Here is a 23,283-nt window from a genome sequence, read left to right as displayed (position 1 = left end):
TGCGCCGCCGCCCCGGTTCAGCGTGGCGCCCGAGCGGCGGCGCCCATGCGCCACAGCAACGTGCCGGCGCACGCCCACTGAACAAAGTACATGCCCGTGCCCACGGCATGCCACAGCTTGAGGTTGTCACGCGCCACGATGCGCGGCGCCACGGCGTACTGCTGCAACAGCGCCAGCAGCAACGCCGCCAGCACCAGGAAAATCGCCGTCAACACCGGCCCGGTCATGCCGTCGTCGGCCTTCTGGCGGAAATGGATCAGCAGGATCAGCCCGCAGCCGATGGCGATCCAGCTTTGCGCCTCGAACAGCTGGGCCGCGAAATTGCCCGCCACCGCCGGGTTGCCAAGCCGGGCGAACAGCATCGGCACCACCAGGAAACCGATGGTGCTGAGGCTGCCCCACCAGAGGGCCGCCAGCATCAGCGCGACGCGGTCTTTCATCCGACTCAGAGGTAGCGGACCGCCACGATCTCGTAGCGCTTGAGGCCGCCCGGCGCCTGCACTTCGGCCGTGTCGCCCTCTTCCTTGCCGATCAGCGCGCGTGCGATCGGGCTGGAGATGTTGATCAGGCCGAGCTTCAGGTCGGCTTCGTCTTCGCCCACGATCTGGTACTTGACGGCATCGCCCGACTCTTCTTCTTCGAGTTCGACGGTCGAACCGAACACCACCTTGCCGCCGGCATCGAGCTCGCTCGGGTCGATGATCTGCGCGGCCGAAAGCTTGCCTTCGACTTCCTGGATGCGGCCCTCGATGAAGCCCTGGCGGTCCTTGGCGACTTCGTACTCGGCGTTTTCGCTCAGGTCGCCCTGGGCGCGTGCCTCGGAAATGGCGTTGATGACCCAGGGACGGTCGACCGTCTTGAGCTGATGCAGTTCGGCGCGCAGTTTTTCAGCGCCGCGCTTGGTGATCGGAATGGTGGCCATGTTGTTGGTTCTCCATAAAGCGAAACCGCCGAACGCTGCCGTTCGGCGGTCGATTGAGGGAATTGATCAGACGAGTGTGCGTCCGGTCAGCCGGCTCAGGATGGCGAGCGGGCTCGATTCGGGATTGTATTGCTTCGATGCGGCCAGATGAAGGGTCTGCTCGAGCATGTACTGGCCTGCCATCACGGCGTGCGAGGTCTGGTCCGAGAAGCACACCCACACCGAACCCGGCGGGAATTTCGCCGTTTCCTGCGGCGAGTTTTCCTGGTACGCCATGTCCGACTTCATGCCGTCGTGCAGCTGCAGCATCAGGTGGTCGTACTCGCTGCGGAACGACTTGGTGACGTGCAGCGCCTGCAACAGCTTGGCCTGCCAGCGCGCATAGGGCTTGGCCCGCGGCAGGAAGCGTTTGGCGATGTCCTCGAAAGGCTCGCCCACGCGCCACACGCGCGATGCGCCGTCAGGATTGACGTTGGTGAACACGCGCAGGATGCGCTCGCCGTAGTTGGGGCGCGACGGGAATGCATCGACGTGCAGGCGCCGGTCGTCGGCGCGCCACGACTGCACGCGCGTCTCGACCTGGGCCGGCCGGTAGCTGGTCGGCGCCAGGCGCAGGGCCGGCGTGTAATGCGGCAGCAAGCCATGAATGAGCTGCTGCGCCTGCGTGCGAAAACGCTTCACCATCGCCGCCGCGGCGCGCTGCACCGCCTCGTCGCCTACGGCGCCCTTGAGCTTGCCGTGGGCATCGAGGCTGATGTTGCGCACGTCGGGCGACAGCAGGCTGGGCGTCAGCAGGCTGCGCTCTTCAGGCAGCAGCTCGAAGCCCAGCCGCGGGAAGTACAGCACCTTGCCGGCTTCCAGTTCCGCGATCCACGCCTCGTTGGGCGTGGCCGCGTTCCAGTCCGCGAGGTCCAGTTCGACCAGCTGCGTTTCCATGGCGGTGCCCGGTCAGGCCGCGGCCAGCTGCGCGTGCATCTCCTGCACCGAGATCACGCCCAGCTCGTCCATGAAGCCCATGCCTTCGACCGCGGCTTCGGCGCCGAAGATCGTGGTGAAGGTGGTCACGCGCGCCAGCAGCGCCGAGGTGCGGATCTGGCGCGAGTCGGTGATCGCGTTGCGGCGCTCTTCCACCGTGTTGATGACCAAGGCAATCTCGTTGTTCTTGATCATGTCCACGATGTGCGGGCGGCCTTCGGTCACCTTGTTGACCGTCTCGCAGGCGATGCCGGCAGCGCTGATGGCCGCGGCGGTGCCCTTGGTGGCGACCAGCTCGAAGCCCAGCTTGGCCAGGCCGCGCGCCACTTCGACGGCGCGTGCCTTGTCGTTGTTCTTCACCGAGATGAAGGCCTTGCCCGACTTGGGCAGCAGCGTGCCCGCGCCCAGCTGCGACTTCACGAAGGCTTCGCCGAAGGTCTTGCCCACGCCCATCACTTCGCCGGTCGACTTCATCTCGGGGCCGAGGATGGTGTCCACGCCCGGGAACTTGACGAACGGGAACACGGCTTCCTTCACGCTGAAGTACGGCGGCGTCACTTCCTTGGTCACGCCCTGCGACGCGAGCGACTGGCCGGCCATGCAGCGTGCGGCCACCTTGGCCAGCTGGATGCCCGTGGCCTTGCTCACGTAAGGCACGGTGCGCGACGCACGCGGGTTCACTTCGAGCACGTAGATGACGTCCTTGCCGTCCTTCTGCTGGATGGCGAACTGCACGTTCATCAGGCCGACCACGTTCAGCGCAGCGGCCATGGCAGCGCTCTGGCGCTTCAGCTCGGCCACCGTGTCGGCGTTCAGGCTGTAGGGCGGCAGCGAGCAGGCGGAGTCGCCCGAGTGCACGCCGGCCTGTTCGATGTGCTCCATCACGCCGCCGATCAGCGTGCCGCCTTCGGCGTCGCGGATGCAGTCGACGTCGCACTCGACGGCGTCGTTCAGGAAGCGGTCGAGCAGCACCGGCGAGTCATTGCTGACCTTCACGGCCTCGCGCATGTAGCGCTCGAGGTCGCGCTGCTCGTGCACGATTTCCATCGCGCGGCCGCCGAGCACGTAGCTCGGGCGCACCACCAGCGGGTAGCCCAGGGCCGCAGCCTTTTCGAGCGCTTCGGGTTCGGTGCGCGCGGTGGCGTTCGGCGGCTGGCGCAGGCCCAGCTCGTGCAGCAGCTTCTGGAAGCGCTCACGGTCTTCGGCCGCATCGATCATGTCGGGCGAGGTGCCGATGATCGGCACGCCGTTGGCTTCGAGGTCGAGCGCGAGCTTCAACGGCGTCTGGCCGCCGTACTGCACGATCACGCCGAGCGGCTTTTCCTTGTCGACGATCTCGAGCACGTCTTCGAGCGTGAGCGGCTCGAAGTACAGGCGGTCCGAGGTGTCGTAGTCGGTCGACACGGTCTCGGGATTGCAGTTGACCATGATGGTCTCGTAGCCGTCTTCGCGCATGGCGAGCGCGGCGTGCACGCAGCAGTAGTCGAACTCGATGCCTTGGCCGATGCGGTTGGGACCGCCGCCGAGCACCATGATCTTCTTCTTGTCGGTCGGGTCGGCCTCGCACTCATCCTCGTAGGTCGAGTACATGTAGGCCGTGTTGGTCGCGAACTCGGCCGCGCAGGTGTCCACCCGCTTGTAGACCGGGCGCACGCCCAGGGCGCGGCGCTTCTCGCGAATGGCTGTGTCGGTGGTCTTGAGTTGCTTGGCCAGGCGCCGGTCGGAGAAGCCCTTCTTCTTGAGCGCGAGCAGCGTGTCCTTGTCGATGTCGTCCAGCGACTTGGTTTCCAGTTCGAGTTCGATCTTCACGATCTCTTCGATCTGCACCAGGAACCACGGGTCGATCTTGGTCAGCGCGAACACTTCATCCACGCTCAGGCCCATGGCGAAGGCGTCGCCCACGTACCAGATGCGCTCGGGGCCGGGCTCGCCCAGTTCCTTCTCGAGCACTTCGCGGTCCTGCGTCTTCTCGTTCAGGCCGTCGACGCCCACTTCAAGGCCGCGCAGGGCCTTCTGGAACGATTCCTGGAAGGTGCGGCCCATCGCCATCACCTCGCCCACCGACTTCATCTGCGTGGTCAGGCGCGAGTCGGCCTGCGGGAACTTCTCGAACGCGAAGCGCGGGATCTTGGTGACCACGTAGTCGATCGACGGTTCGAACGACGCAGGCGTGGCGCCGCCGGTGATCTCGTTGCGCAGCTCGTCGAGCGTGTAGCCCACAGCCAGCTTGGCCGCGACCTTGGCGATCGGGAAGCCCGTGGCCTTGGAGGCCAGCGCCGAGGAACGCGACACGCGCGGGTTCATCTCGATGACGACCATGCGGCCGTCCTTCGGGTTGATCGAGAACTGCACGTTCGAGCCGCCGGTGTCCACGCCGATCTCGCGCAGCACGGCCAGCGAGGCGTTGCGCAGGATCTGGTATTCCTTGTCGGACAGCGTCTGCGCGGGGGCCACGGTGATCGAGTCGCCGGTGTGCACGCCCATGGGGTCGAGGTTTTCGATCGAGCAGACGATGATGCAGTTGTCGGCCTTGTCGCGCACGACTTCCATCTCGTACTCTTTCCAGCCGAGCAGCGACTCTTCGATCAGCAGCTCGTTGGTCGGCGAGGCTTCGATGCCGCGCTTGCAGATGGTCTCGAACTCTTCCGGGTTGTAGGCGATGCCGCCGCCGGTGCCGCCCAGCGTGAAGCTGGGGCGGATGACGACCGGGAAGCCGACCGTCTTCTGCACGGCCCACGCTTCGTCGAGCGTGTGGGCGATGCCCGAACGCGCCGAGCCCAGGCCGATCTTGGTCATCGCGTCCTTGAACTTCAGGCGGTCCTCGGCCTTGTCGATGGCTTCGGGCGTGGCGCCGATCAGCTCGATCGGGCGGTTCGTGGCCGTGCCGGTGTACTTGTCGAGCACGCCGTTGCGCCACAGGTCGAGCGCGCAGTTCAGCGCGGTCTGGCCGCCCATGGTCGGCAGGATCGCGTCGGGGCGTTCCTTGGCGATGATTTTTTCAACCGTCTGCCAGGTGATGGGCTCGATGTAGGTGACGTCGGCCGTGGCCGGGTCGGTCATGATCGTCGCGGGGTTGCTGTTGATCAGGATGACCTTGTAGCCCTCTTCGCGCAGCGCCTTGCAGGCCTGCACGCCGGAGTAGTCGAACTCGCAGGCCTGGCCGATGATGATCGGGCCGGCGCCGATGATGAGGATCGATTTGAGGTCGGTGCGCTTAGGCATTCTTGTTCTCCGTCTTGTGCTTTTCCATGAGTGCCGTGAAGCGATCGAACAGGTAGCCGATGTCGTGCGGGCCCGGCGAGGCTTCGGGGTGGCCCTGGAAGCAGAACGCGGGCTTGTCGGTGCGCGCCAGGCCCTGCAGCGTGTTGTCGAACAGGCTGATGTGGGTGGGACGCAGGTTGGCCGGCAGCGACTTCTCGTCGACCGCGAAGCCGTGGTTCTGGCTGGTGATGCTCACGCGGCCGTTGTCCAGGTCCTTGACCGGATGGTTCGCGCCGTGGTGGCCGAACTTCATCTTGAAGGTCTTGGCGCCCGAGGCGAGCGCCATGATCTGGTGGCCCAGGCAGATGCCGAAGGTGGGGATGCCGGTTTCGATCAGTTCCTTGACGGCGCTGATGGCGTAGTCGCAGGGCTGCGGGTCGCCGGGGCCGTTGGCCAGGAAGATGCCATCGGGCTTGAGCTTGAGCACGTCGGCCGCGGGCGTCTGCGCCGGCACCACGGTGATGCGCGCGCCACGCTGCGCGATCATGCGCAGGATGTTCTTCTTGACGCCGTAGTCGAACGCGACCACATGGAACTGCGGCGTGATCTGCACGCCGTAGCCCGCGCCGAGCTTCCACTCGGTCTCGGTCCATTCGTAGGTCTGCTTGACCGACACCACCTTGGCCAGGTCGAAGCCGGCCATGCTGGGCGCGGCCTTGGCTGCGGCGATGGCCTTGTCGATCAGCGCCTGCGTCACGGTCTCGCCCGCGGCCAGGCCCAGGATGCAGCCGTTCTGCGCGCCGTGGGTGCGCAGGTGGCGCGTGAGCTTGCGGGTGTCGATGTTCGCAATGGCCACCGTGTTGCCGGACACGAGGTACTCGGTCAGCGTGGCGGTCTTGCGGAAGTTGGACGCGACGAGGGGCAGGTCCTTGATGATCAGGCCCGCGGCATGGATCTTGTCGGCCTCGATGTCCTCGCCGTTGACACCATAGTTGCCGATGTGCGGATACGTCAGGGTGACGATCTGCTGGCAGTAGCTGGGGTCGGTGAGGATTTCCTGGTAACCGGTCATCGCGGTGTTGAACACCACTTCACCGGTCGTGGAGCCGGCGGCTCCGATCGAGTTGCCGAGAAAGACCGTGCCGTCTGCGAGCGCCAGGATGGCGGGCGGGAAACTTCCCTTGAGAGACAAAAGCACTGGGTTCTCCGGATGGTTACGGTCGCCCGGAGCCCCAGGCGCGTTGCCTGCGGACTGCTGCTTAAGGGGATTTTGGCGTTGAAGGCGGCCGGGCGACGCTGATTTGCGAGTAAGCCCCCGATTGTAGCTCGGACTGGGTGTGTTATTTGGCCTGCAGGGCTGCTCCGCTTGCGTGCAGGCAGATGGCGGCCGCCGCCGCCACGTTGAGCGACTCTTCGCCGCCCGGCTGCGCGATGCGGATGTGGTGGCTGGCCCGGGCCTCCAGCACGGCCGAAACGCCCTGCCCCTCGTGGCCCATCAGCCAGGCGCAGGGGTGCGGCAGATCGGCCTTGTGCAGCCATTCGCCCCGGTGTGAACTCGTGGCCACCAGCGGCACCCGCAGCGCGTCGAGCGCGTCGATGTCCACGCCTTCGACCAGCCGCAGGCCGAAGTGGGCCCCCATGCCGGCACGCAGCACCTTCGGCGCCCACAGCGCGGCCGTGCCCTTGAGCGAGATCACCTGGGTGAAGCCGAAAGCCGCCGCGCTGCGCAGGATGGAGCCGGCATTGCCGGCGTCCTGCAGGCGGTCGAGCACCACGCTCGGGGCGTCGGGGAGGATTTCCGGTCGCGGCGGCAGGTCGAGCACGAAGCCCATCGGCGCGGGCGACTCCAGGCCACTCACTGCGCGCAGCAAGTCGTCGGCAACCACTACCGTTTTGATAGCACTCTGCACCCATTCGGCGGGTGCCGAGGGCCAGAATGCCTCCGAGAACACCGCCACCGCCGGCTGGACGCCGCGGGCCAGCGCCGCGCGGCACAGGTGATCGCCTTCGAGCCAGAGCCGGCCGAGCTTGCGATAGGCGCCCGGGTCCTGCGCAAGCTTGCGCAGGTCTTTGAGCAAGGGGTTGTCGCGCGAGCTGATGTGGCTCGGGCCGGTGTCGATGGTCATGGCGGGCTCAGGGGGCGGCGCGCGGATCGAGGCGTGCGCCGTGGTTTTCGGCGGCGCCGATCACGTGGGCGACCGAAACCTCGCCGGCCATGACGTTGACGCCTGACGTTGCGGCGGCCGTGCGCGCCAGCGCCGCCGCCACCGGGCTGAACGTGCGGCGGTGATGCACGCAGGCCCCATGACGCTGGAGTGCCTCGAGGTGCTCGCGCGTGCCATAGCCCTTGTGGCCGGCGAAGCCGTAGTGCGGGAATTCGTCGTGCAGTTGCGTGCAGAGCCGGTCGCGGTGCACCTTGGCCAGGATGGACGCGGCCGAGATCGCCTTGACCCGCGCGTCGCCCTTGACGATGGCCTCGGCCAGCACGTCGAGCCGGGGCAGCCGGTTGCCGTCCACCAGCACCTTGACCGGCTTGAGTCGCAGACCTTCCACCGCGCGACGCATCGCGAGCATGGTGGCCTGCAGGATGTTGAGGCTGTCGATCTCCTCGACCGAGGCCTGGGCGATCGAGCAGCACAGCGCCTTGGCCAGGATCTGGTCGTGCAGGCGTTCGCGCTGCAGGGCTGTGAGCGTCTTGGAGTCGGCCAGGCCGCGGATCGGGCGCAGGTCGTCGAGGATTACGGCCGCGGCCACGACGGGGCCGGCCAGCGGTCCGCGCCCTGCCTCGTCGACGCCCGCCATCAGGCCGGGCGCGTCCCACACCAGTGGGGCCTGCTCAGCCTTCAAGAACTTTCTGGATCGCATCGGCGCACAGTGTGGGCGTATCGCGCTGCAATTGCACATGCAGCGCTGAAAATCTTTGTTGCAGCGCCTGCGTCTTCGCGGGCGCGTCGAGCCATTCGAGCGTGGCCTGTGCCAGGGCCTCGGGCGAGGCGGCTTCCTGCAGCAATTCGGGCACCACAAACTCGCGGCACAGGATGTTCGGCAGCCCGACCCAGGGCTGCAGCTGCTTGCGCTGCATCAGGCGCCACGAGAGGCCGTTCATGTTGTAGGCGATGACCATCGGCCGCTTGAACAGCGCGGCCTCGAGCGTGGCCGTGCCGCTGGCGATCAGCGTGACATCGCAGGCGGCGAGCGCGGCATGCGACTGGCCGTCGAGCAGCTTCACCCGCCCTGCCATGCCGGCGGCCTGCAGCAGGCTTTCGACCTCGGCGCGCAACCCCGGCAGGATCGGCGCGATGAACTGCAGCTTCGGCTTCGCCTTCTGCATCAGCGCCGCGGCCGCGAAGAAGCGGGCCGCCAAGTAGCGTATTTCCGAACGCCGGCTGCCGGGCAGCAGCGCAACGACCTGCGCCTCGGGGTCCAGCCCGAGTGCGGCGCGGGCGGCGGCGCGGTCGGGCGTCATCGGGATCACGTTGGCAATCGGATGGCCCACATAGCTCGCGGCCACGCCCTGCTTTTCGAGCAATTCGGGCTCGAACGGGAAGATGCACAGCACGTGGTCGGCGGCGGCGCGGATCTTGTCGATGCGGTCGGCGCGCCAGGCCCAGATCGAGGGACAGACGAAATGAACCGTCTTGATGCCCTCGCTGCGCAGGCCGGCTTCGAGGTCGAGATTGAAATCGGGCGCGTCGACACCGATGAACAGCTCGGGGCGCTCGCGCAGCAGTCGGGCCTTGAGCTGGCGGCGGATGCCGGCGATCTCGGCGTAGTGCCGAAGCACCTCGATGTAGCCGCGCACGGCCAGCTTTTCCTGCGGCCACCAGCTCTGGAAGCCGTGGGCCAGCATGCGCGGACCGCCGATGCCGACGGTCTGCAAGGCCGGCCAGCGGGCTTCGAGGCCGTCGAGCAGCAAACCCGCGAGCAGGTCGCCGGACGCTTCGCCCGCGACCAGCGCGAAGCGGCGCTGTTCGTTCGTGCTCATCGCGCCCATGTCAGCGCGCGATGCCGCGCGTTGAATGAGCGAGGAAGGCCTCCATCAGCGCGACATCGCCGGCGGCCTCGGGCATTTCCGCCGCGAGCTCGGCGATGGCGGCGCGCGCCTCTTCGAGCGTCTTGCCCTGGCGGTACAGCAGGCGGTGCATCTGCTTGACCGCCGCGAGCCGCTGCGCCGAGAAATCGCGCCGGCGCAGACCCACGATGTTGAAGCCGCGAACCGCCAGCGGATTGCCGTCGACCAGCATGAACGGCGGCACGTCCTGCGAGATCGCGCTCGCGAAACCGACCATGGCGTGCGCACCGACCGAGACGAACTGATGGATGCCGGTCAGGCCGCCGATCGTGACCCAGTCGGCCAGATGCACGTGCCCGGCCAGCGTGGTGTTGTTGGACAGCGTCGTGTGGTTGTCGACCCGGCAGTCGTGCGCGATGTGCGTGTACGCCATGATCCAGTTGTCGTTGCCGACACGCGTGATGCCCCCTGCCCCGGGGACGCCGAGGTTGAAGGTGCAGAACTCGCGGATCACGTTGCGGTCGCCGATGGTCAGCTCGGTCGGCTCGCCCGCGTATTTCTTGTCCTGGGGGATCGCGCCGAGCGACGAGAACTGGAAGATCCAGTTGTCGCGCCCGATGGTCGTGCGCCCTTCGATCACGCAATGCGCGCCGATGGTGGTGCCCGCGCCGATCCGCACGTGCGGGCCGATCACGGTGTAGGGACCGACCGACACCGAGGCGTCGAGCTGGGCCTTCGGGTCGACGATCGCGGTCGAATGAACCTGGGTCATGCCTTGCAAGAGACGATGAGCCGGATCAGCTGTTGATCTGGCGCATGGCGCACATCAGCGAGGCTTCGCACGCCAGTTCGCTGCCCACGAGCGCACGGCCCTTGAACTTCGAGATGCCGGCCTTCATGCGCTCGATCTCGACTTCCAGCGTGAGCTGGTCGCCCGGCTCCACGGGGCGCTTGAAGCGCGCGCCGTCAATGGCCGCAAAGTAGTAGACGGTGTTGTCGTCGGGCACGATGTCCAGCGAACGGAACGACAGCAGCGCCGCAGCCTGCGCCATGGCTTCGAGCATCAGCACGCCCGGCATCACCGGACGGTGCGGGAAGTGGCCGTTGAAGAAGGGCTCGTTCATCGTCACGTTCTTGAGGGCCGTGATGCGCTTGCCCTTCTCCATGCTCAACACCCGGTCCACCAGGAGAAACGGGTAGCGATGCGGCAGCAACTTGAGAATTTGGTGGATATCGAGCGTCGTGTCCGTCATGGTGTTCTGTTCCTGCATCGTCGTCATTGTTTCGAGGGGGCTTTTTCCAGCGCCTTCAGTCGTTCGCGCAGGCTGTGCAACTGCTTGAGTGTTGCCGCATTCTTTTCCCAGTTCGCATTGTCATCGATCGGAAACATGCCGGTGTACTGGCCCGGCTTGCGGATGGAACGCGTCACCACGGTGGCGGCCGACACGTGCACGCCGTCGGCCACCGTGAGGTGACCCAGCACGATGGCGCCGCCGCCGAAGGTGCAATTCGCGCCGATGGTGGCACTGCCGGCCACACCGACACAGCCCGCCATGGCGGTGTGCTTGCCGACGCGCACGTTGTGGCCGATCTGGATCAGGTTGTCGAGCTTCACGCCGTCTTCGATGACTGTGTCGTCGAGCGCGCCGCGGTCGATGCAGGTGTTGGCACCGATCTCGACGTCGTTGCCGATGCGCACCGCGCCCAGCTGCTCGATCTTGACCCAGGCGCCCTGGTGCGGCGCGAGGCCGAAGCCGTCAGCCCCGATCACCACGCCGGGGTGCAACAGGCAGCGTTCGCCGATGGTGCAGTCTTCGCTGACCGTGACGCGCGACTTCAGCACGGTGCCCGCACCGATGCGCGCGCCCCGCTCCACCACGCACAACGCGCCGATGCGCGCGGTGGCGTCAATCTGGGCCGCGGGATGAATCACGGCGGACGGGTGGATGCGGTCGGCTTCCGGGCGCGCATGGTGCGCTTTCCACAGCTGCGTCAGGCGCGCAAAGTAGTAGTACGGGTCGGGCGTGACGATGTAGGCGCCACGCGCCGCGGCAGCCTCGCGCATGGCGGGCGACACGATGACACAGGCCGCCTTGGAGGCGGCCAGTTCCTGCTGGTATTTGGGATGGCTCAGGAAGCTGAGCGCATCGGGCTGTGCATTCTGAAGCGGCGCGAGCCGCTCGATGGACAGCGTGGCATCTCCATGAAGCTCGCCCCCGAGGGCGTCAACGATGGCTCCGAGCTGCAGCGACACGCCGGTTCGCGGCGTTACTTGCCGGCCGCAGGCGCAGAGGAGCCGACCGACGCGTTGAGCGCCTTGATCACCTTGTCGGTGATGTCGTGCTTCGGGTTGATGTAGATCGCTTCCTGGAGGATGGCGTCGTACTTTTCAGCTTCGGCGACCTGCTTGACCACGCGGTTGGCGCGCTCGTAGACCTGCTGGAGCTCTTCGTTCTTGCGCGCGTTCAGGTCTTCCTGGAACTCGCGGCGCTTGCGCTGGAAGTCGCGGTCCTGGTCGACCAGCGAACGCTGGCGCGAGACGCGCTGGCTTTCCGACAGCGTCGGTGCCTCGCGCTCGAACTTCTCCGAGGCCGTCTTCAGCGCATCGCCCTGCACGGTCAGGTCCTTTTCGCGCTTGAGGAATTCAGCCTCGAGCTTGGCTTGCGCGGTCTTGGCCGGCTGCGCTTCACGCAGCACGCGGTCGGGGTTCACGAAACCGATGCGAAAGCTTTCCTGGGCCTGCGCGGGCGCAGCCATGAGGGCAAAAGCGGGAATCAGGAACGCGCCGGCGGCGGCGCGAATCAAATGCTTCATTTAGAAAGACGTTCCGATCTGGAATTGGAGGCGCTGAATTCTATCCTTCGGGATCACGACGAACCCGGTGCTCGGATCCGTCACTTCCTTCTGGGACTTGACGGGGAAGGCGTAGGCCAGGCGCAGCGGGCCCAGCGGCGAGATCCAGCTGATGCCCAGGCCGACCGAGGCGCGCAGCTTCTTCTGGGCCTTCCATTGCTCGTCCGTCACGTTGGGTGCACGGGAGCCGAACACGTTACCGACGTCGAAGAAGCCGTACAGGCGCAGCGTGCGGTCGTTGCCGGCGCCGGGGAACGGCGTGCTCAGCTCGGCGTTGAAGATGGCCTTCTTGGTACCGCCCAGTGCCGCGCCTTCGGTCTGGCCGAGCAGCGGCTGGTCGCGCGGGCCCAGTGAGTTCTGCTCGAAACCGCGGATCGAACCCAGGCCACCGGCGTAGAAGTTCTTGAAGATCGGGTAGACCTTGCCACCGAAGGCCTTGGCATAACCCACTTCGCCGTTGATGGCGAAGGTGTACTGCTTGTTGATCGCGAAGAACTGCTGGTACTGGTAGCTGGTCTTCAGGTACTTCATGTCGCCGCCCACGCCCAACTCGAGGTTGGCGCGCTGCAGGCGGCCGGTGGTCGGGACCAGCGCGCTGTCGCGGCTGTCGCGGCCCCAGCCCACGGTCAGCGGGATGCCCCAGACGCTCTTCTGGTCGCAGCTGGTGACGAACCAGCCGGTCGCGTCCTTGCCGCAATGGAAGTAGTTCAGGTACGACTGCGGCGTGGTGAGGCCGGCGAGTGCCGAGCGATTCGGGTCGAACGCGTAGCGCTCCAGGCCGACGCCGAAGAAGACGGTGTCGAGTTCGCTGAACGGCACGCCGAAACGGATCGAGGCGCCCTGGTTCACCAGCTTGTAGTCGCCGTCTTCGTTCGTGGAGTACGGACGCGTCGTCGTGTGGTACACGCTGATCGTGCGCGAGATGCCGTCCTTCGTGAAGTACGGGTCGGTGGTGGTCAGCGACAGCGTGCGGTTGTACTTGCTGGTGTTGACCTGCACGCCCAGGAAGTTGCCCGAGCCGAACACGTTTTCCTGCGAGATGCCGAAGGTCAGCGCGACCTTTTCCGCGCTCGAGTAGCCGGCGCCCAGCTGCAGCGTGCCGGTGGGCTTTTCGGCCACGTTGACGGTCAGGTCGACCTGGTCGGGCGAGCCGGGCACTTCCTGGGTCTCGACGTTCACTTCGGTGAAGAAGCCCAGGCGGTCCACGCGGTCGCGCGAGACCTTGATCTTGTCGCCGTCGTACCACGAGGCTTCGAACTGGCGGAACTCGCGGCGGATCACTTCGTCGCGCGTCTTGTTGTTGCCGCCGACTGACACGCGGCGCACGTACACGCGGCGCGAGGGCTCGGCCTGCAGCGTGAGCGTGACGCGGTTGTTCACACGGTCGATGTCCGGACGCGCCTGCACGCGGGCGAAGGCGTAGCCGAAGGTGCCGAAGTAGTCGCTGAAGGCCTTGGTGGTCTCGGTGACCTGCTCGCCGTTGTAGGGCTCGCCGGGCTTGATGGTGATGAGCGACTTGAACTCGTCGTCGCGGCCCAGGTAGTTGCCGTCGAGCTTGATGCCCGCCACCACGAACTTCTCGCCTTCGGTGATGTTCACCGTGACGCTCAGGTCCTTGCGGTCCGGCGAAATGGCGACCTGGGTCGAATCGATGCGGAACTCGAGGTAGCCGCGGGTGATGTAGTAGCTCTTCAGCGTCTCGAGGTCGGCGTTGAGCTTGGCGCGCGAGTACTGGTTCGACTTGGTGTACCAGCTCATGAAGCCGCCGCTGTCCTGGTCGAACAGGCTCAGCAGCGTCGATTCGCTGAAGGCCTTGTTGCCGACCACGTGCACTTCGCGGATGCGGGCGGATTCGCCCTCGGTCACGGTGAACGTCAGGTTCACGCGGTTGCGCTCGATGGGCGTGACGGTGGTCACGACGTTCGCGTTGTAGAGGCTCCGGCTCACGTACTGGCGCTTGAGCTCCTGCTCCGCGCGGTCGGCCAGCGCCTTGTCGTACGGACGACCATCGGCCAGTCCGATTTCACGCAGCGCCTTCTGCAGCGCCGCCTTGTCGAATTCCTTGGCGCCGACGAAGTCGACGTCGGCGATGGTGGGCCGCTCTTCGACGATCACCACCAGCACGTTGCCGTTGACGTCGATGCGCACGTCCTTGAACAACCCCAGGTCGAACAGCGCACGGATCGCGGCCGAGCCGCGTTCGTCGCTGTAGGTGTCGCCCACACGCAGGGGCAGCGACCCGAAGATCGTGCCGGCCTCGACGCGTTGCAAGCCTTCGACGCGGATATCGCGCACCGTGAAAGGCTCGACGGCCCAAGCGGCCGTGGCCGCCAGCGTGCTGGCCACCACCGCGGCAACGCTACGCAGGCGAAAGCGACTGAAGTTTGTGTTCATCTGTGAATTGGGCCGGCACGGAAAGGGCCGGCAGAAAGTTAACCAAAGAGCCGCGTGACGTCGTTGAAGAGTGCGACCGACATCATCACCAGCAGCAAGGCGACACCGCCACGCTGCAGCCGTTCCATCCAGGCGTCGGAGACGCTTTTCCCGGTCAGGCCCTCCCAAAGATAATACATCAGGTGCCCCCCATCGAGGACCGGCAGCGGCATCAGGTTGAGCACCCCGAGGCTCACGCTGATGAGCGCGAGAAAGACCAGGTACTGCGTCAGACCGAGGCTGGCGGACTTGCCGGCGTAATCAGCAATTGTTAAGGGACCGCTCAGGTTCTTGATCGAGGCCTCACCGATCAGCATCTTGCCCATCATGCGAACCGTGAGCGCGGACACCTCCCAGGTGCGCACCACGCCACGCCAGACGCCGTCGATGACGCCCTGGCGCACCGTGACCATCTCCGGCGGCGCGCCGACGTAGGCGCCGATGCGCGCGACCTTGGTGGCGCCCTCTTCGCGCACTTCCGGCTTGACTTCGAGCGAGAGCGGCTGGCCGCCGCGCTGGAGCTGCCAGGTCTGTGTGCGCGCCTGCCCGGAGGCATCGATCGAGGCACGGATGACTTCGCGCAGCTGCTGCCCGTCGAGGATGGGGGTGTCGCCAATGGCCAGGACCAGGTCGCCGTGGCGAAGGCCCGAACGCTCCGCCGCGCTGCCCGCCATGACCTCGCCGATCTCGGGACGGGTCAGCGGTGCGACCACGCCGATCTTGCGGAACATCTGCGGATCGGCGTCCTTGGCCTCCATGCGGCTCAGCGGCAGGACCAGTTGACGGCCGGGGCGACCGCCCTCACCCGCCACTTCGAGCGTGAGGTCGCGGCCGTCGAGCGCGCCGCGCGTCATGCGCCAGCGCAGGTCTTCGAAGGACTGGACCGGTGACAGGTCGCCGTCGAAACCGGCCTGGGTGATGTGTTCGCCGCCGCGCAGGCCGGCCGCCTCGGCCAGCGACGCCGCCACGGGCCGGGCCAGCTTGGCCACGGGCTCGTCGACGCCGATCCAGTTGACCGCCGTGTACAGAACGACCGCCAGCAGCAGGTTGGCGATCGGACCGGCGGCCACGATGGCCGCGCGCGAACGCAGCGGCTGGGTGTTGAAGGCGCGGTGCCGCTCCTCGGGCGCCACGGGGCCTTCGCGCTCGTCGAGCATCTTGACGTAGCCGCCGAAGGGAAAGGCGCCGATCACGAACTCGGTCTGCTGTCCCGGATGCTGGCGCTTGGGCTGCCAGCGCAGGAGGGCCTCGCCGAAGCCGACCGAGAAGCGCTCCACCTTGACGCCGCAGGCCACGGCCACGCGGTAGTGGCCGTATTCATGGACCGCGATGAGGACGCCGAGAGCGACCACAAAAGCTATGACGGTGAGCATCGGGGTCCTCTGCGCAGTAGGGAATCAGGCCGCGAAACGTGCCGCGGCGGCATTGGCCGCCTCGCGGGCGCTGGCGTCGAGCGCCAGCAGGTCGGCCAGCGATGCCGGCTTGGAGGGCATGACCGCCTCCAAAGTTTCCAGGTTGACCGCATGAATGCGATCGAAACGCAGGCGCCGGTCGAGAAAGGCGGCCACCGCCACCTCGTTGGCCGCGTTCAGCACCGCCGTGGTGCCCGACGCGGCGCGCAAGGCCTGCCACGCCAGGCCCAGACCGGGGAACAGCGCAGGATCGGGCGCGTCGAAGGTCAGCGAGCCCATCTGGCGGAAATCGAGCCGTGCCGCCCCGCTTTCGATGCGCTCCGGCCAGGCCAGCCCGACCGCGATCGGCACGCGCATGTCGGGCGTGCCGAGCTGGGCGATGACCGAGGCATCGGTGAACTGCACCATCGAATGGACCACGCTCTGGGGGTGGATGACGACCTCGATCTGCTCCGGCGACACGCCGAACAGGTGGCGCGCCTCGATCACCTCGAGCGCCTTGTTCATCATCGTGGCCGAGTCGACCGAGATCTTGCGGCCCATGACCCAGTTCGGGTGCGCACAGGCCTGCTCGGGCGTCACGGCGCCCAGCGTGTCAGGCGCGCGGGTGCGGAACGGGCCGCCCGACGCGGTCAGGATGATCTTGTCGATGCGCCGCGCCCAGGTGGACGGGTCTTCGGGCAGCGACTGAAAAATGGCCGAATGCTCGCTGTCGATGGGCAGCAGCGTGGCGCCGCCCTCCTGCACCGTGCGCATGAACAGCTCGCCGCCGACGACCAGCGCTTCCTTGTTGGCCAGCAGCAGGCGCTTGCCGGCGCGCGCGGCGGCCAGGCACGGCGCCAGGCCGGCAGCACCGACGATGGCGGCCATCACGGCGTCGACTTCGTCATCGGACGCTATTCTTTCGAGAGCATCGCCGCCCATCAGGACGCGGGTCGGCAGGTTGTTCTGCTTGAGCTTTTCGGCCAGCAGCGCGGCATGCGGCGCACTCGCCATGACGGCGAAGCGCGGCGAGAAGCGCGCGCATTGGGCCAGCAGCTCGTCGACCTTGGTGGCCGCCGAGAGCGCAAACACCTCGAAGCGTTCGGGGTGGCGGACAATGACGTCGAGCGTGCTGACACCGACCGAACCGGTCGAGCCAAGCACCGTGACACGTTGTTTGGGAGTGTTCACAGGAAAGCCAGCATCATGGCAATGGGAAGTGCCGGCAAGAGGGCATCCACGCGGTCGAGTACGCCGCCGTGGCCGGGCAACAGGCGGCTGCTGTCCTTGGCGCCGGCGCTGCGCTTGATCAGCGATTCGACGAGGTCGCCGACGACGCTCATCGCCGCCAGGAACACCGCCCCGATCAGCAGCAACCACCAGCCGCGCTCATGCAGGCGGGTGTAGAGGCTGGGCACCGTGGCGCCCAGGCTCTTGTCGGCCCAGACCCAGGCGAACGCCAGCACGATGACGCCGGCCATGCCGCCCCAGACACCTTCCCAGCTCTTGCCGGGACTGATGGCGGGCGCCAGCTTGGCGCGCGTGAACTTCAGGCCGAAGGCGCGGCCGGCGAAATAGGCGAACACGTCCGCCACCCAGACCAGCACCAGGATCGACAGCAGGAAGTTGATGCCGACCATGCGCGCCTGCACCGCCGCGAGCCATGCGACCCACAGCGCCAGCAGGCCGCCCACCAAGCGCAGCCCGCGCGGAATGCGCGGCCAGCCAGGCACTGCGACGCGCAGCAGCGCCGCGCCGCCGAGCACCCAGGCCGCACTGGCCAGGGACCACATGAGGAACAGGCGCTGCTCCAGCAGCCCCAGCCACCACGACAGCCCGCACAGCGCCACCATCTCGGCACCCAGGAACAGCGACATGCCCTGCCCGTAGCCGTTCAGGCGCCCCCACTCCCACGCGGCGGCGCCGATCAGCACCAGCATCACGCAGGCGAAGGGAATGTGGTTTCGGTAGAACAGCGCCGGCAGCAGGATCGCGAGCAGCACGATCGCCGTGAGGATGCGTTGTTTGAGCATGCGGAAGGTGGTGTCGGGCCGTTGTCAGGCCGCGGAAGCCGAGACCTGCGCCGAGGTCTGGCCGAAGCGACGCTCGCGGCCCTGAAACGCGGCAATGGCCTCGTCCAGTGCGGCTTCGTCGAACTCGGGCCACAGCTTGTCGCTGAAGAACAGCTCGGCGTAGGCACTCTGCCAAAGCAGGAAATTCGACAGCCGCTGCTCGCCACCCGTACGGATGAACAGGTCGGGGTCGGGCACGTGGGCCAGCGCCATGGCGCGATCGAGGTTCATCTCGGTCATGGGCAGGCCCTGCTCGGCGAGCTTGGCCGCGGCGCGGGCGATGTCCCAGCGCCCGCCGTAGTTGAAGCAGATGTTGAGAATCAGACGCGAGTTGTGGGCCGTGGTCTGCTCGGCCGACACCAGGCCGGCCACCATCTTGTCGGACAGGCCGGCGCGTTCGCCCACGAAATGCAGCCGCACGCCGTCGGCATTGAGGCGCGGCACTTCGCGCGCCAATGCCCCGACCATCAGCTGCATCAGGCCGGAGACTTCTTCAGGGGGACGGTTCCAGTTCTCCGAAGAGAACGCGAACACGGTGAGCACGCCCACGCCACGGTCGGCGCAGGCCTTGACGCAGCGCCGCAGCGACTCCACGCCCTGCTTGTGCCCCGCTACGCGGGGCAAGAAGCGCTTGGTGGCCCACCGGCCATTGCCATCCATGACGATGGCAACGTGGTGCGGAGGGGGCGTCGTCTGCGGCGAGGAGGCCATGCGGAGCCTCAAACGGCCATGATCTCCGCCTCTTTCGCGGCGACCAGACGGTCGATTTCCGCGATGTGCTTGTCGGTGACCTTCTGGATCTCGGTCTCGGCACGCTTCTGGTCGTCTTCCGAGGCTAGCTTGTCCTTCACGAGCTTCTTGACCGCTTCGTTCGCATCGCGGCGCAGGTTGCGCGTGGCGATCTTGGCGCTTTCGCCTTCGTTGCGGACCAGCTTGGTCATTTCCTTGCGGCGCTCTTCGCTCATGGCGGGCAGCGGCACGCGGATCAGGTCGCCCATCGACGCCGGGTTCAGGCCCAGGTCGCTTTCGCGGATAGCCTTCTCGATCTTGGCGCCCATGCCCTTTTCCCAGGGCTGAACGCTGATGGTGCGCGAGTCGAGCACCGACACGTTGGCCACCTGGCTCAGCGGCACCTGCGAGCCGTAGTACTCGACGTGGATCGAGTCGAGCAGCGCCGAGTTGGCACGGCCCGTGCGGATCTTGGTGAGGTTGTTCTGGAAGGCGGCGAGCGACTGGTTCATCTTCGCGTCGGTCGCACTGCGAATGTCTGCAATGGTCATCTCAATTACTCCTAGGCATGCACCAGCGTGCCCTCGTCCTCGCCCATCACGACGCGCTTGAGGGCGCCGTTCTTGAAGATCGAGAACACCTTGATCGGCAGCTTCTGGTCGCGGCACAGCGCGAAGGCCGTGGCGTCCATGATGCCGAGATTCTGCGCAATCGCCTCGTCGAAGGTGAGCGAGGCGTAGCGCGTGGCTTCGGGGTGGGTCTTGGGATCGGCGGTGTAGACGCCGTCCACCTTGGTCGCCTTGAGCACCAGCTCGGCGCCGATTTCGGCACCGCGCAGCGCGGCGGCCGTGTCGGTCGTGAAGAAGGGGTTGCCGGTACCGGCTGCGAACACCACGACCTTGCCCTCTTCGAGGTACTGCAGGGCCTTGGGGCGCACATAGGGCTCGACCACCTGTTCGATGGCGATGGCGGACATCACGCGGGCCACGAGGCCCTGCTTGTTCATGGCGTCGGCCAGGGCCAGCGAGTTCATGACGGTGGCCAGCATGCCCATGTAGTCGGCCGTGGCGCGGTCCATGCCGACGGAGCCTCCCGCGACACCGCGGAAGATGTTGCCGCCGCCGATCACGACCGCCACCTGGACGCCCATGTTCACGACCTCGGCCACTTCTTCGACCATGCGCACGATGGTGGCGCGGTTGATGCCGAAGGCGTCATCGCCCATCAGTGCCTCACCCGACAGCTTCAACAAGATTCGCTTGTGGGCTGGGCGGGCATCAGACATGGGCATTTTCCTTAGGGGGTTGGCGGGGGCGAGTGTAAAACGTGGCGGTGAAAAAGCGGCGGCACGCTGTCGCGCACCGCCGCTTGGAGGCCCGCCGGATCAGGCGGCAGCCTTGGCAGCAGCGACCTGGGCAGCGACTTCGGCAGCGAAGTCGTCGACCTTCTTCTCGATGCCTTCGCCGACCACGTACAGGGTGAAGCCCTTGATCGTGGTGTCGGCGGCCTTGAGCATCTGCTCGACGGTCTGCTTGTCGTTCTTCACGAACGGCTGGTTGTGCAGCGAGACTTCCTTGAGGTACTTCTGCACGCCGCCTTCGATGCGCTTGGCAACGATGTCGGCCGGCTGCGGCTTCTTGCCTTCGGCTTCGGCCGTCTTGCGGTCTTCTTCAGCCTTGCCAGCGGCCACGGCGCGCTCTTTTTCGATTAGGTCGGCGGGCACGTCCGAGGCCTGGATGGCGACCGGCTTCATGGCGGCGATGTGCATCGCGACGTCCTTGGCCGAGGTGTCGTCACCTTCGAACTCGACCATCACGCCGATGCGCGTGCCGTGCAGGTACGAAGCCAGCTTGCCGTTGCCCGTGAAGTGCTTGAAGCGGCGGAAGCTCATGTTCTCGCCGATCTTGCCAATCAGACCCTTGCGCACGTCTTCGAGCGTGGGGCCGAAGCCGTCCTGCTCGTAAGCCAGCGCGCCCAGTGCGGCGATGTCGGCGGGGTTGTTCTTGGCGACCAGCATCGCGGCAGCGTTGGCCATGGCCAGGAAGCTGTCGTTCTTGGTGACGAAGTCGGTTTCGCAGTTGATTTCGATCATGCCGCCGGCAGCGCCGTCGACGAAAGCCGTGACCACGCCTTCAGCGGTGATGCGGCCCGATGCCTTGCCAGCCTTGTTGCCGAGCTTGATGCGCAGCAGCTCTTCGGCCTTTTCCATGTTGCCGTCGGCCTCCGTCAGGGCCTTCTTGCATTCCATCATGGGCGCATCGGTCTTCGCGCGCAGTTCGCCGACCATGCTTGCGGTGATTGCAGCCATTTGTGTATCTCCGTAAATCCAAAAATCAGGTTAAAAAAAAGGGGCACCAAAGCCCCTTCTTCAGGCTCGCGAACGCGCCTATCAGGCCGAAGCGCCTTCTTCGACTTCGACGAATTCGTCGCCGCTGCCTTCGGCAACGGCCTTGACCACGTCACCGCCGGCGCTGTTGCGGCCTTCGATGATGGCGTCGGCGATGCCACGGGCGTACAGCGTGACGGCCTTCGACGAGTCGTCGTTGCCGGGGATCACGTAGTCGATGCCTTCGGGCGAGTGGTTGGAGTCGACCACACCGATCAGCGGGATGCCGAGCTTCTTGGCTTCGGCCACGGCGATCTTGTGGAAGCCCACGTCGATCACGAAGATGGCGTCGGGCAGCGCAGCCATGTCCTGGATGCCGCCGATGTCCTTCTCGAGCTTCGCGATTTCGCGCGAGAACGTGAGCTGTTCTTTCTTGCTCAGGCTGTCGAGGCCGGCTTCTTGTTGAGCCTTCATGTCCTTCAGACGCTTGATCGAGGTCTTGACGGTCTTGAAGTTGGTCAGCATGCCGCCGAGCCAGCGGGTGTCGACGAAAGGCACGCCGGCGCGGCGAGCTTCTGCAGCCACGATTTCACGGGCCTGGCGCTTCGTGCCGACCATCAGGATCGTGCCGCGGTTGGCCGTGAGTTGCTTGGCGTACTTCATCGCATCCTGGAACATCGGGAGCGACTTTTCCAGGTTGATGATGTGAATCTTGTTGCGGTGACCGAAGATGAACGGAGCCATCTTGGGGTTCCAGAAGCGGGTTTGGTGACCGAAGTGGACACCGGCTTCCAGCATTTCGCGCATGGTGGTCGACATTGAATTTACTCCAAAGGTTGGGTCTAAAATCCAGCCCGTTTTGCGCCCCTTCGACGGGGTCGCAACACCTTGATTGGGCCGGTTTGCGGATGTGCTTGACTGGCGGCGACAAAACTGTCGCATAACCAGCGAAACCCAAAGAGTATAGCACGGCGGCCACCCCCTCCTCCCTCGAACCGAGCCGTTCCAAGGTACCCTCGACGCCATGAACGACCTTCACGCCACCCGTCTCACCCTTCTGGCTGGCGGTTCCGATGCGCGCACCGAAATGGAGCGCGCCATCGCCCTCTCCGAATCCCCGGCCTGCGCCCACGTTTTCACCCGCACGATGTTCGACGAGGCCCGCGCGGCCGCCGCCGCATCGGTGCCCGAAAGCCGGCTGGCCGGGCTTGCCTTCACCAGCAAGGATCTGTTCGACATCGCCGGCCAGCCGACACCCGCCGGATCGGCCGTGCTCTCGCACGCACCGGCCGCCCCGGCCGATTCGCTCGCCGTGGCACGGCTGCGCGCCGCGGGCGGCGTGCTGACCGGGCGCACCAACATGACGGAGTTCGCCTTTTCCGGCGTCGGCGTCAACCCGCACCACGGAACACCCACCAACGTGAGCGACACCGCCACGCCACGCATTCCGGGCGGCTCGTCGTCCGGCGCGGCGATTTCGGTGGCGAGCGGCGCAGCCTTCATCGGCCTGGGCTCCGACACCGGCGGCTCGATCCGCATCCCGGCGGCGCTGAATGGCATCGTCGGCTTCAAGAACACCGCCCGCCTCACGCCGGCCGACGGCGCGCTGCCGCTGTCGACCACGCTCGACACCGTCTGCGCCATGACCCGCTCGGTGCGCGACGCCGTCACCGCGCACGAGATCCTCTCGGCGCGGCAGGTGACGCCCGGCTCGGCGCCGTTGTCGGCCTACCGGCTGGCCGTCGTGAAGAACGTCTTCCTCGACGACCTCGAGCCCGCCGTGGCCACGGCTTTCGAGCGCACCCTGGCCACCCTGCGCGCCACGGGTGCCCGCATCCAGGAAATCGAATTGCCCGAGCTGGCCGACCTGCAGAGCATCAACGCCACCGGCGGCTTCTCGGCGGCCGAGTCGTACGCCTGGCACAGGCTGCTGCTGGAGCGCAGCGGCGCCGGCTACGACCCGCGCGTGGCGCAGCGCATCCTGCGCGGCGCCGGCATGAAGGCACACGAGTACATCGACCTGGTCCGCGCCCGCCGCGACTGGATCGCCCGCGTCGAGAAGGCGCTGGCACCGTTCGACGCCGTCGTGTCGCCGACCGTGCCGATCACGGCGCCGTCCATCGCCAGCGTGGCACCGGGTGCCGAGCGCGACGACGAATTCTTCCGCGTCAACGCGCTGCTGCTGCGCAACCCGTCGATCGTCAACATGCTCGACGGCTGCGCCATTTCGCTGCCCTGCCACGCCCACGGCGAACTGCCGGTCGGCCTGATGCTGTGGCACGGCGCGATGCACGACGACGCCGTGCTCGCGGTGGCGCTCCAGGCCGAACGCACGCTGCAGAAATAACCGCTGTCGCCGCCCGCCT

The 23,283-nt window shown here is 66.5% G+C and carries 22 protein-coding genes; 1 reads left to right on the top strand and 21 read right to left on the bottom strand.

Annotated elements, in window-relative coordinates; translation table 11 throughout:
- Nucleotides 1-17: 17 nt before the first annotated feature.
- The 21 genes from ACAM42_RS16805 to rpsB form a co-directional block, all read right to left on the bottom strand.
- Nucleotides 18-440, bottom strand: coding sequence for a DUF4149 domain-containing protein (locus tag ACAM42_RS16805; RefSeq protein WP_095745195.1), 423 nt, complete (start codon nt 438-440; stop codon nt 18-20).
- A 5-nt stretch (nt 441-445) separates the two neighbouring features.
- Nucleotides 446-922 (bottom strand): transcription elongation factor GreA, encoded by a 477-nt coding sequence (greA, locus tag ACAM42_RS16800; protein ID WP_056518766.1) that lies wholly within the window; start codon nt 920-922, stop codon nt 446-448.
- 66 nt (nt 923-988) lie between these two features.
- A complete protein-coding gene (locus ACAM42_RS16795; protein WP_369632695.1) occupies nt 989-1,858 on the bottom strand; it encodes a Kdo hydroxylase family protein in 870 nt (289 codons plus the stop codon).
- Nucleotides 1,859-1,870: 12 nt separating this feature from the next.
- Nucleotides 1,871-5,119, bottom strand: coding sequence for a carbamoyl-phosphate synthase large subunit (gene carB, locus ACAM42_RS16790; protein WP_062471576.1), 3,249 nt, complete (start codon nt 5,117-5,119; stop codon nt 1,871-1,873).
- Nucleotides 5,112-6,296 carry a glutamine-hydrolyzing carbamoyl-phosphate synthase small subunit gene (gene carA, locus ACAM42_RS16785; protein ID WP_369632694.1) on the bottom strand — a complete coding sequence of 395 codons (1,185 nt, stop codon included), beginning with the start codon at nt 6,294-6,296 and terminating at the stop codon, nt 5,112-5,114. The genes carB and carA overlap by 8 nt, the downstream gene beginning before the upstream one ends.
- 142 nt (nt 6,297-6,438) lie before the next feature.
- A complete protein-coding gene (locus ACAM42_RS16780) occupies nt 6,439-7,224 on the bottom strand; it encodes a TrmH family RNA methyltransferase (protein ID WP_369632693.1) in 786 nt (261 codons plus the stop codon).
- Between the two features lie 7 nt (nt 7,225-7,231).
- On the bottom strand, nt 7,232-7,963 hold the full coding sequence (gene rnhB, locus ACAM42_RS16775) for a ribonuclease HII (RefSeq protein ID WP_369632692.1): 732 nt from the start codon (nt 7,961-7,963) through the stop codon (nt 7,232-7,234).
- Nucleotides 7,935-9,083, bottom strand: a complete 1,149-nt coding sequence (lpxB, locus tag ACAM42_RS16770; RefSeq protein WP_369632691.1) for a lipid-A-disaccharide synthase — start codon at nt 9,081-9,083, stop codon at nt 7,935-7,937. The genes rnhB and lpxB overlap by 29 nt, the downstream gene beginning before the upstream one ends.
- Nucleotides 9,084-9,093: 10 nt before the next feature.
- A complete protein-coding gene (lpxA, locus tag ACAM42_RS16765; RefSeq protein WP_369632690.1) occupies nt 9,094-9,882 on the bottom strand; it encodes an acyl-ACP--UDP-N-acetylglucosamine O-acyltransferase in 789 nt (262 codons plus the stop codon).
- Nucleotides 9,883-9,907: 25 nt separating this feature from the next.
- Entirely contained in the window at nt 9,908-10,363 is a 456-nt protein-coding gene (gene fabZ, locus ACAM42_RS16760; protein WP_056582588.1) for a 3-hydroxyacyl-ACP dehydratase FabZ, read from the bottom strand.
- A gap of 23 nt (nt 10,364-10,386) precedes the next feature.
- On the bottom strand, nt 10,387-11,364 hold the full coding sequence (gene lpxD / locus ACAM42_RS16755; protein ID WP_369632689.1) for a UDP-3-O-(3-hydroxymyristoyl)glucosamine N-acyltransferase: 978 nt from the start codon (nt 11,362-11,364) through the stop codon (nt 10,387-10,389).
- Nucleotides 11,365-11,378: 14 nt separating this feature from the next.
- Nucleotides 11,379-11,924: an OmpH family outer membrane protein gene (locus ACAM42_RS16750; RefSeq protein WP_070060531.1), complete on the bottom strand. Its 546-nt coding sequence runs from the start codon at nt 11,922-11,924 to the stop codon at nt 11,379-11,381.
- Nucleotides 11,925-14,357: an outer membrane protein assembly factor BamA gene (gene bamA, locus ACAM42_RS16745; protein WP_062471595.1), complete on the bottom strand. Its 2,433-nt coding sequence runs from the start codon at nt 14,355-14,357 to the stop codon at nt 11,925-11,927.
- A gap of 38 nt (nt 14,358-14,395) precedes the next feature.
- Entirely contained in the window at nt 14,396-15,769 is a 1,374-nt protein-coding gene (gene rseP / locus ACAM42_RS16740; RefSeq protein WP_369632688.1) for an RIP metalloprotease RseP, read from the bottom strand.
- A gap of 24 nt (nt 15,770-15,793) precedes the next feature.
- Complete coding sequence (ispC, locus tag ACAM42_RS16735) at nt 15,794-16,981, bottom strand: 1-deoxy-D-xylulose-5-phosphate reductoisomerase (RefSeq protein ID WP_369632687.1); 1,188 nt, start codon at nt 16,979-16,981, stop codon at nt 15,794-15,796.
- On the bottom strand, nt 16,978-17,823 hold the full coding sequence (locus ACAM42_RS16730; protein ID WP_070060528.1) for a phosphatidate cytidylyltransferase: 846 nt from the start codon (nt 17,821-17,823) through the stop codon (nt 16,978-16,980). Before ACAM42_RS16730 ends, ispC begins: the two co-directional genes overlap by 4 nt.
- A 24-nt stretch (nt 17,824-17,847) precedes the next feature.
- Entirely contained in the window at nt 17,848-18,573 is a 726-nt protein-coding gene (gene uppS / locus ACAM42_RS16725; RefSeq protein WP_159271921.1) for a polyprenyl diphosphate synthase, read from the bottom strand.
- 8 nt (nt 18,574-18,581) lie between these two features.
- The gene (frr, locus tag ACAM42_RS16720) at nt 18,582-19,142 is read right to left on the bottom strand and encodes a ribosome recycling factor (protein WP_119551364.1); all 561 of its coding nucleotides are present in this window, start codon (nt 19,140-19,142) and stop codon (nt 18,582-18,584) included.
- Between the two features lie 11 nt (nt 19,143-19,153).
- A complete protein-coding gene (gene pyrH, locus ACAM42_RS16715) occupies nt 19,154-19,876 on the bottom strand; it encodes a UMP kinase (RefSeq protein WP_095947731.1) in 723 nt (240 codons plus the stop codon).
- Between the two features lie 99 nt (nt 19,877-19,975).
- Nucleotides 19,976-20,899 carry a translation elongation factor Ts gene (gene tsf, locus ACAM42_RS16710; RefSeq protein WP_369632686.1) on the bottom strand — a complete coding sequence of 308 codons (924 nt, stop codon included), beginning with the start codon at nt 20,897-20,899 and terminating at the stop codon, nt 19,976-19,978.
- 81 nt (nt 20,900-20,980) lie between these two features.
- Nucleotides 20,981-21,736: a 30S ribosomal protein S2 gene (gene rpsB / locus ACAM42_RS16705; protein ID WP_062471618.1), complete on the bottom strand. Its 756-nt coding sequence runs from the start codon at nt 21,734-21,736 to the stop codon at nt 20,981-20,983.
- A 205-nt stretch (nt 21,737-21,941) separates the two neighbouring features.
- Between rpsB and ACAM42_RS16700 the strand changes: the two genes are divergently transcribed.
- Nucleotides 21,942-23,264: an amidase gene (locus ACAM42_RS16700; protein WP_369632685.1), complete on the top strand. Its 1,323-nt coding sequence runs from the start codon at nt 21,942-21,944 to the stop codon at nt 23,262-23,264.
- The last annotated feature ends 19 nt before the right edge of the window (nt 23,265-23,283 follow it).

The sequence above is a fragment of the Variovorax sp. V35 genome (genome assembly GCF_041154465.1).
GTDB classification, from domain to species: Bacteria; Pseudomonadota; Gammaproteobacteria; order Burkholderiales; family Burkholderiaceae_C; genus Variovorax; species Variovorax boronicumulans.
The sequence above is the reverse complement of the archived record's forward strand: the minus strand, read 5'-3'. Positions and strand labels throughout refer to the sequence as shown.

What these genes read in the sequence shown, in the direction of transcription:
- ACAM42_RS16795 (WP_369632695.1), bottom strand. Translation starts at nt 1,858, where the DNA reads ATGGAAACGCAGCTGGTCGAACTGGACCTCGCGGACTGGAACGCGGCC.
- ACAM42_RS16780 (WP_369632693.1), bottom strand. Translation starts at nt 7,224, where the DNA reads ATGACCATCGACACCGGCCCGAGCCACATCAGCTCGCGCGACAACCCC.
- ACAM42_RS16805 (WP_095745195.1), bottom strand. Translation starts at nt 440, where the DNA reads ATGAAAGACCGCGTCGCGCTGATGCTGGCGGCCCTCTGGTGGGGCAGC.
- greA (WP_056518766.1), bottom strand. Translation starts at nt 922, where the DNA reads ATGGCCACCATTCCGATCACCAAGCGCGGCGCTGAAAAACTGCGCGCC.
- rpsB (WP_062471618.1), bottom strand. Translation starts at nt 21,736, where the DNA reads ATGTCGACCACCATGCGCGAAATGCTGGAAGCCGGTGTCCACTTCGGT.
- ACAM42_RS16700 (WP_369632685.1), top strand. Translation starts at nt 21,942, where the DNA reads ATGAACGACCTTCACGCCACCCGTCTCACCCTTCTGGCTGGCGGTTCC.
- pyrH (WP_095947731.1), bottom strand. Translation starts at nt 19,876, where the DNA reads ATGTCTGATGCCCGCCCAGCCCACAAGCGAATCTTGTTGAAGCTGTCG.
- carB (WP_062471576.1), bottom strand. Translation starts at nt 5,119, where the DNA reads ATGCCTAAGCGCACCGACCTCAAATCGATCCTCATCATCGGCGCCGGC.
- ACAM42_RS16750 (WP_070060531.1), bottom strand. Translation starts at nt 11,924, where the DNA reads ATGAAGCATTTGATTCGCGCCGCCGCCGGCGCGTTCCTGATTCCCGCT.
- lpxA (WP_369632690.1), bottom strand. Translation starts at nt 9,882, where the DNA reads ATGACCCAGGTTCATTCGACCGCGATCGTCGACCCGAAGGCCCAGCTC.
- ACAM42_RS16730 (WP_070060528.1), bottom strand. Translation starts at nt 17,823, where the DNA reads ATGCTCAAACAACGCATCCTCACGGCGATCGTGCTGCTCGCGATCCTG.
- rnhB (WP_369632692.1), bottom strand. Translation starts at nt 7,963, where the DNA reads ATGCGATCCAGAAAGTTCTTGAAGGCTGAGCAGGCCCCACTGGTGTGG.
- fabZ (WP_056582588.1), bottom strand. Translation starts at nt 10,363, where the DNA reads ATGACGGACACGACGCTCGATATCCACCAAATTCTCAAGTTGCTGCCG.
- uppS (WP_159271921.1), bottom strand. Translation starts at nt 18,573, where the DNA reads ATGGCCTCCTCGCCGCAGACGACGCCCCCTCCGCACCACGTTGCCATC.
- tsf (WP_369632686.1), bottom strand. Translation starts at nt 20,899, where the DNA reads ATGGCTGCAATCACCGCAAGCATGGTCGGCGAACTGCGCGCGAAGACC.
- frr (WP_119551364.1), bottom strand. Translation starts at nt 19,142, where the DNA reads ATGACCATTGCAGACATTCGCAGTGCGACCGACGCGAAGATGAACCAG.
- rseP (WP_369632688.1), bottom strand. Translation starts at nt 15,769, where the DNA reads ATGCTCACCGTCATAGCTTTTGTGGTCGCTCTCGGCGTCCTCATCGCG.
- lpxB (WP_369632691.1), bottom strand. Translation starts at nt 9,083, where the DNA reads ATGAGCACGAACGAACAGCGCCGCTTCGCGCTGGTCGCGGGCGAAGCG.
- bamA (WP_062471595.1), bottom strand. Translation starts at nt 14,357, where the DNA reads ATGAACACAAACTTCAGTCGCTTTCGCCTGCGTAGCGTTGCCGCGGTG.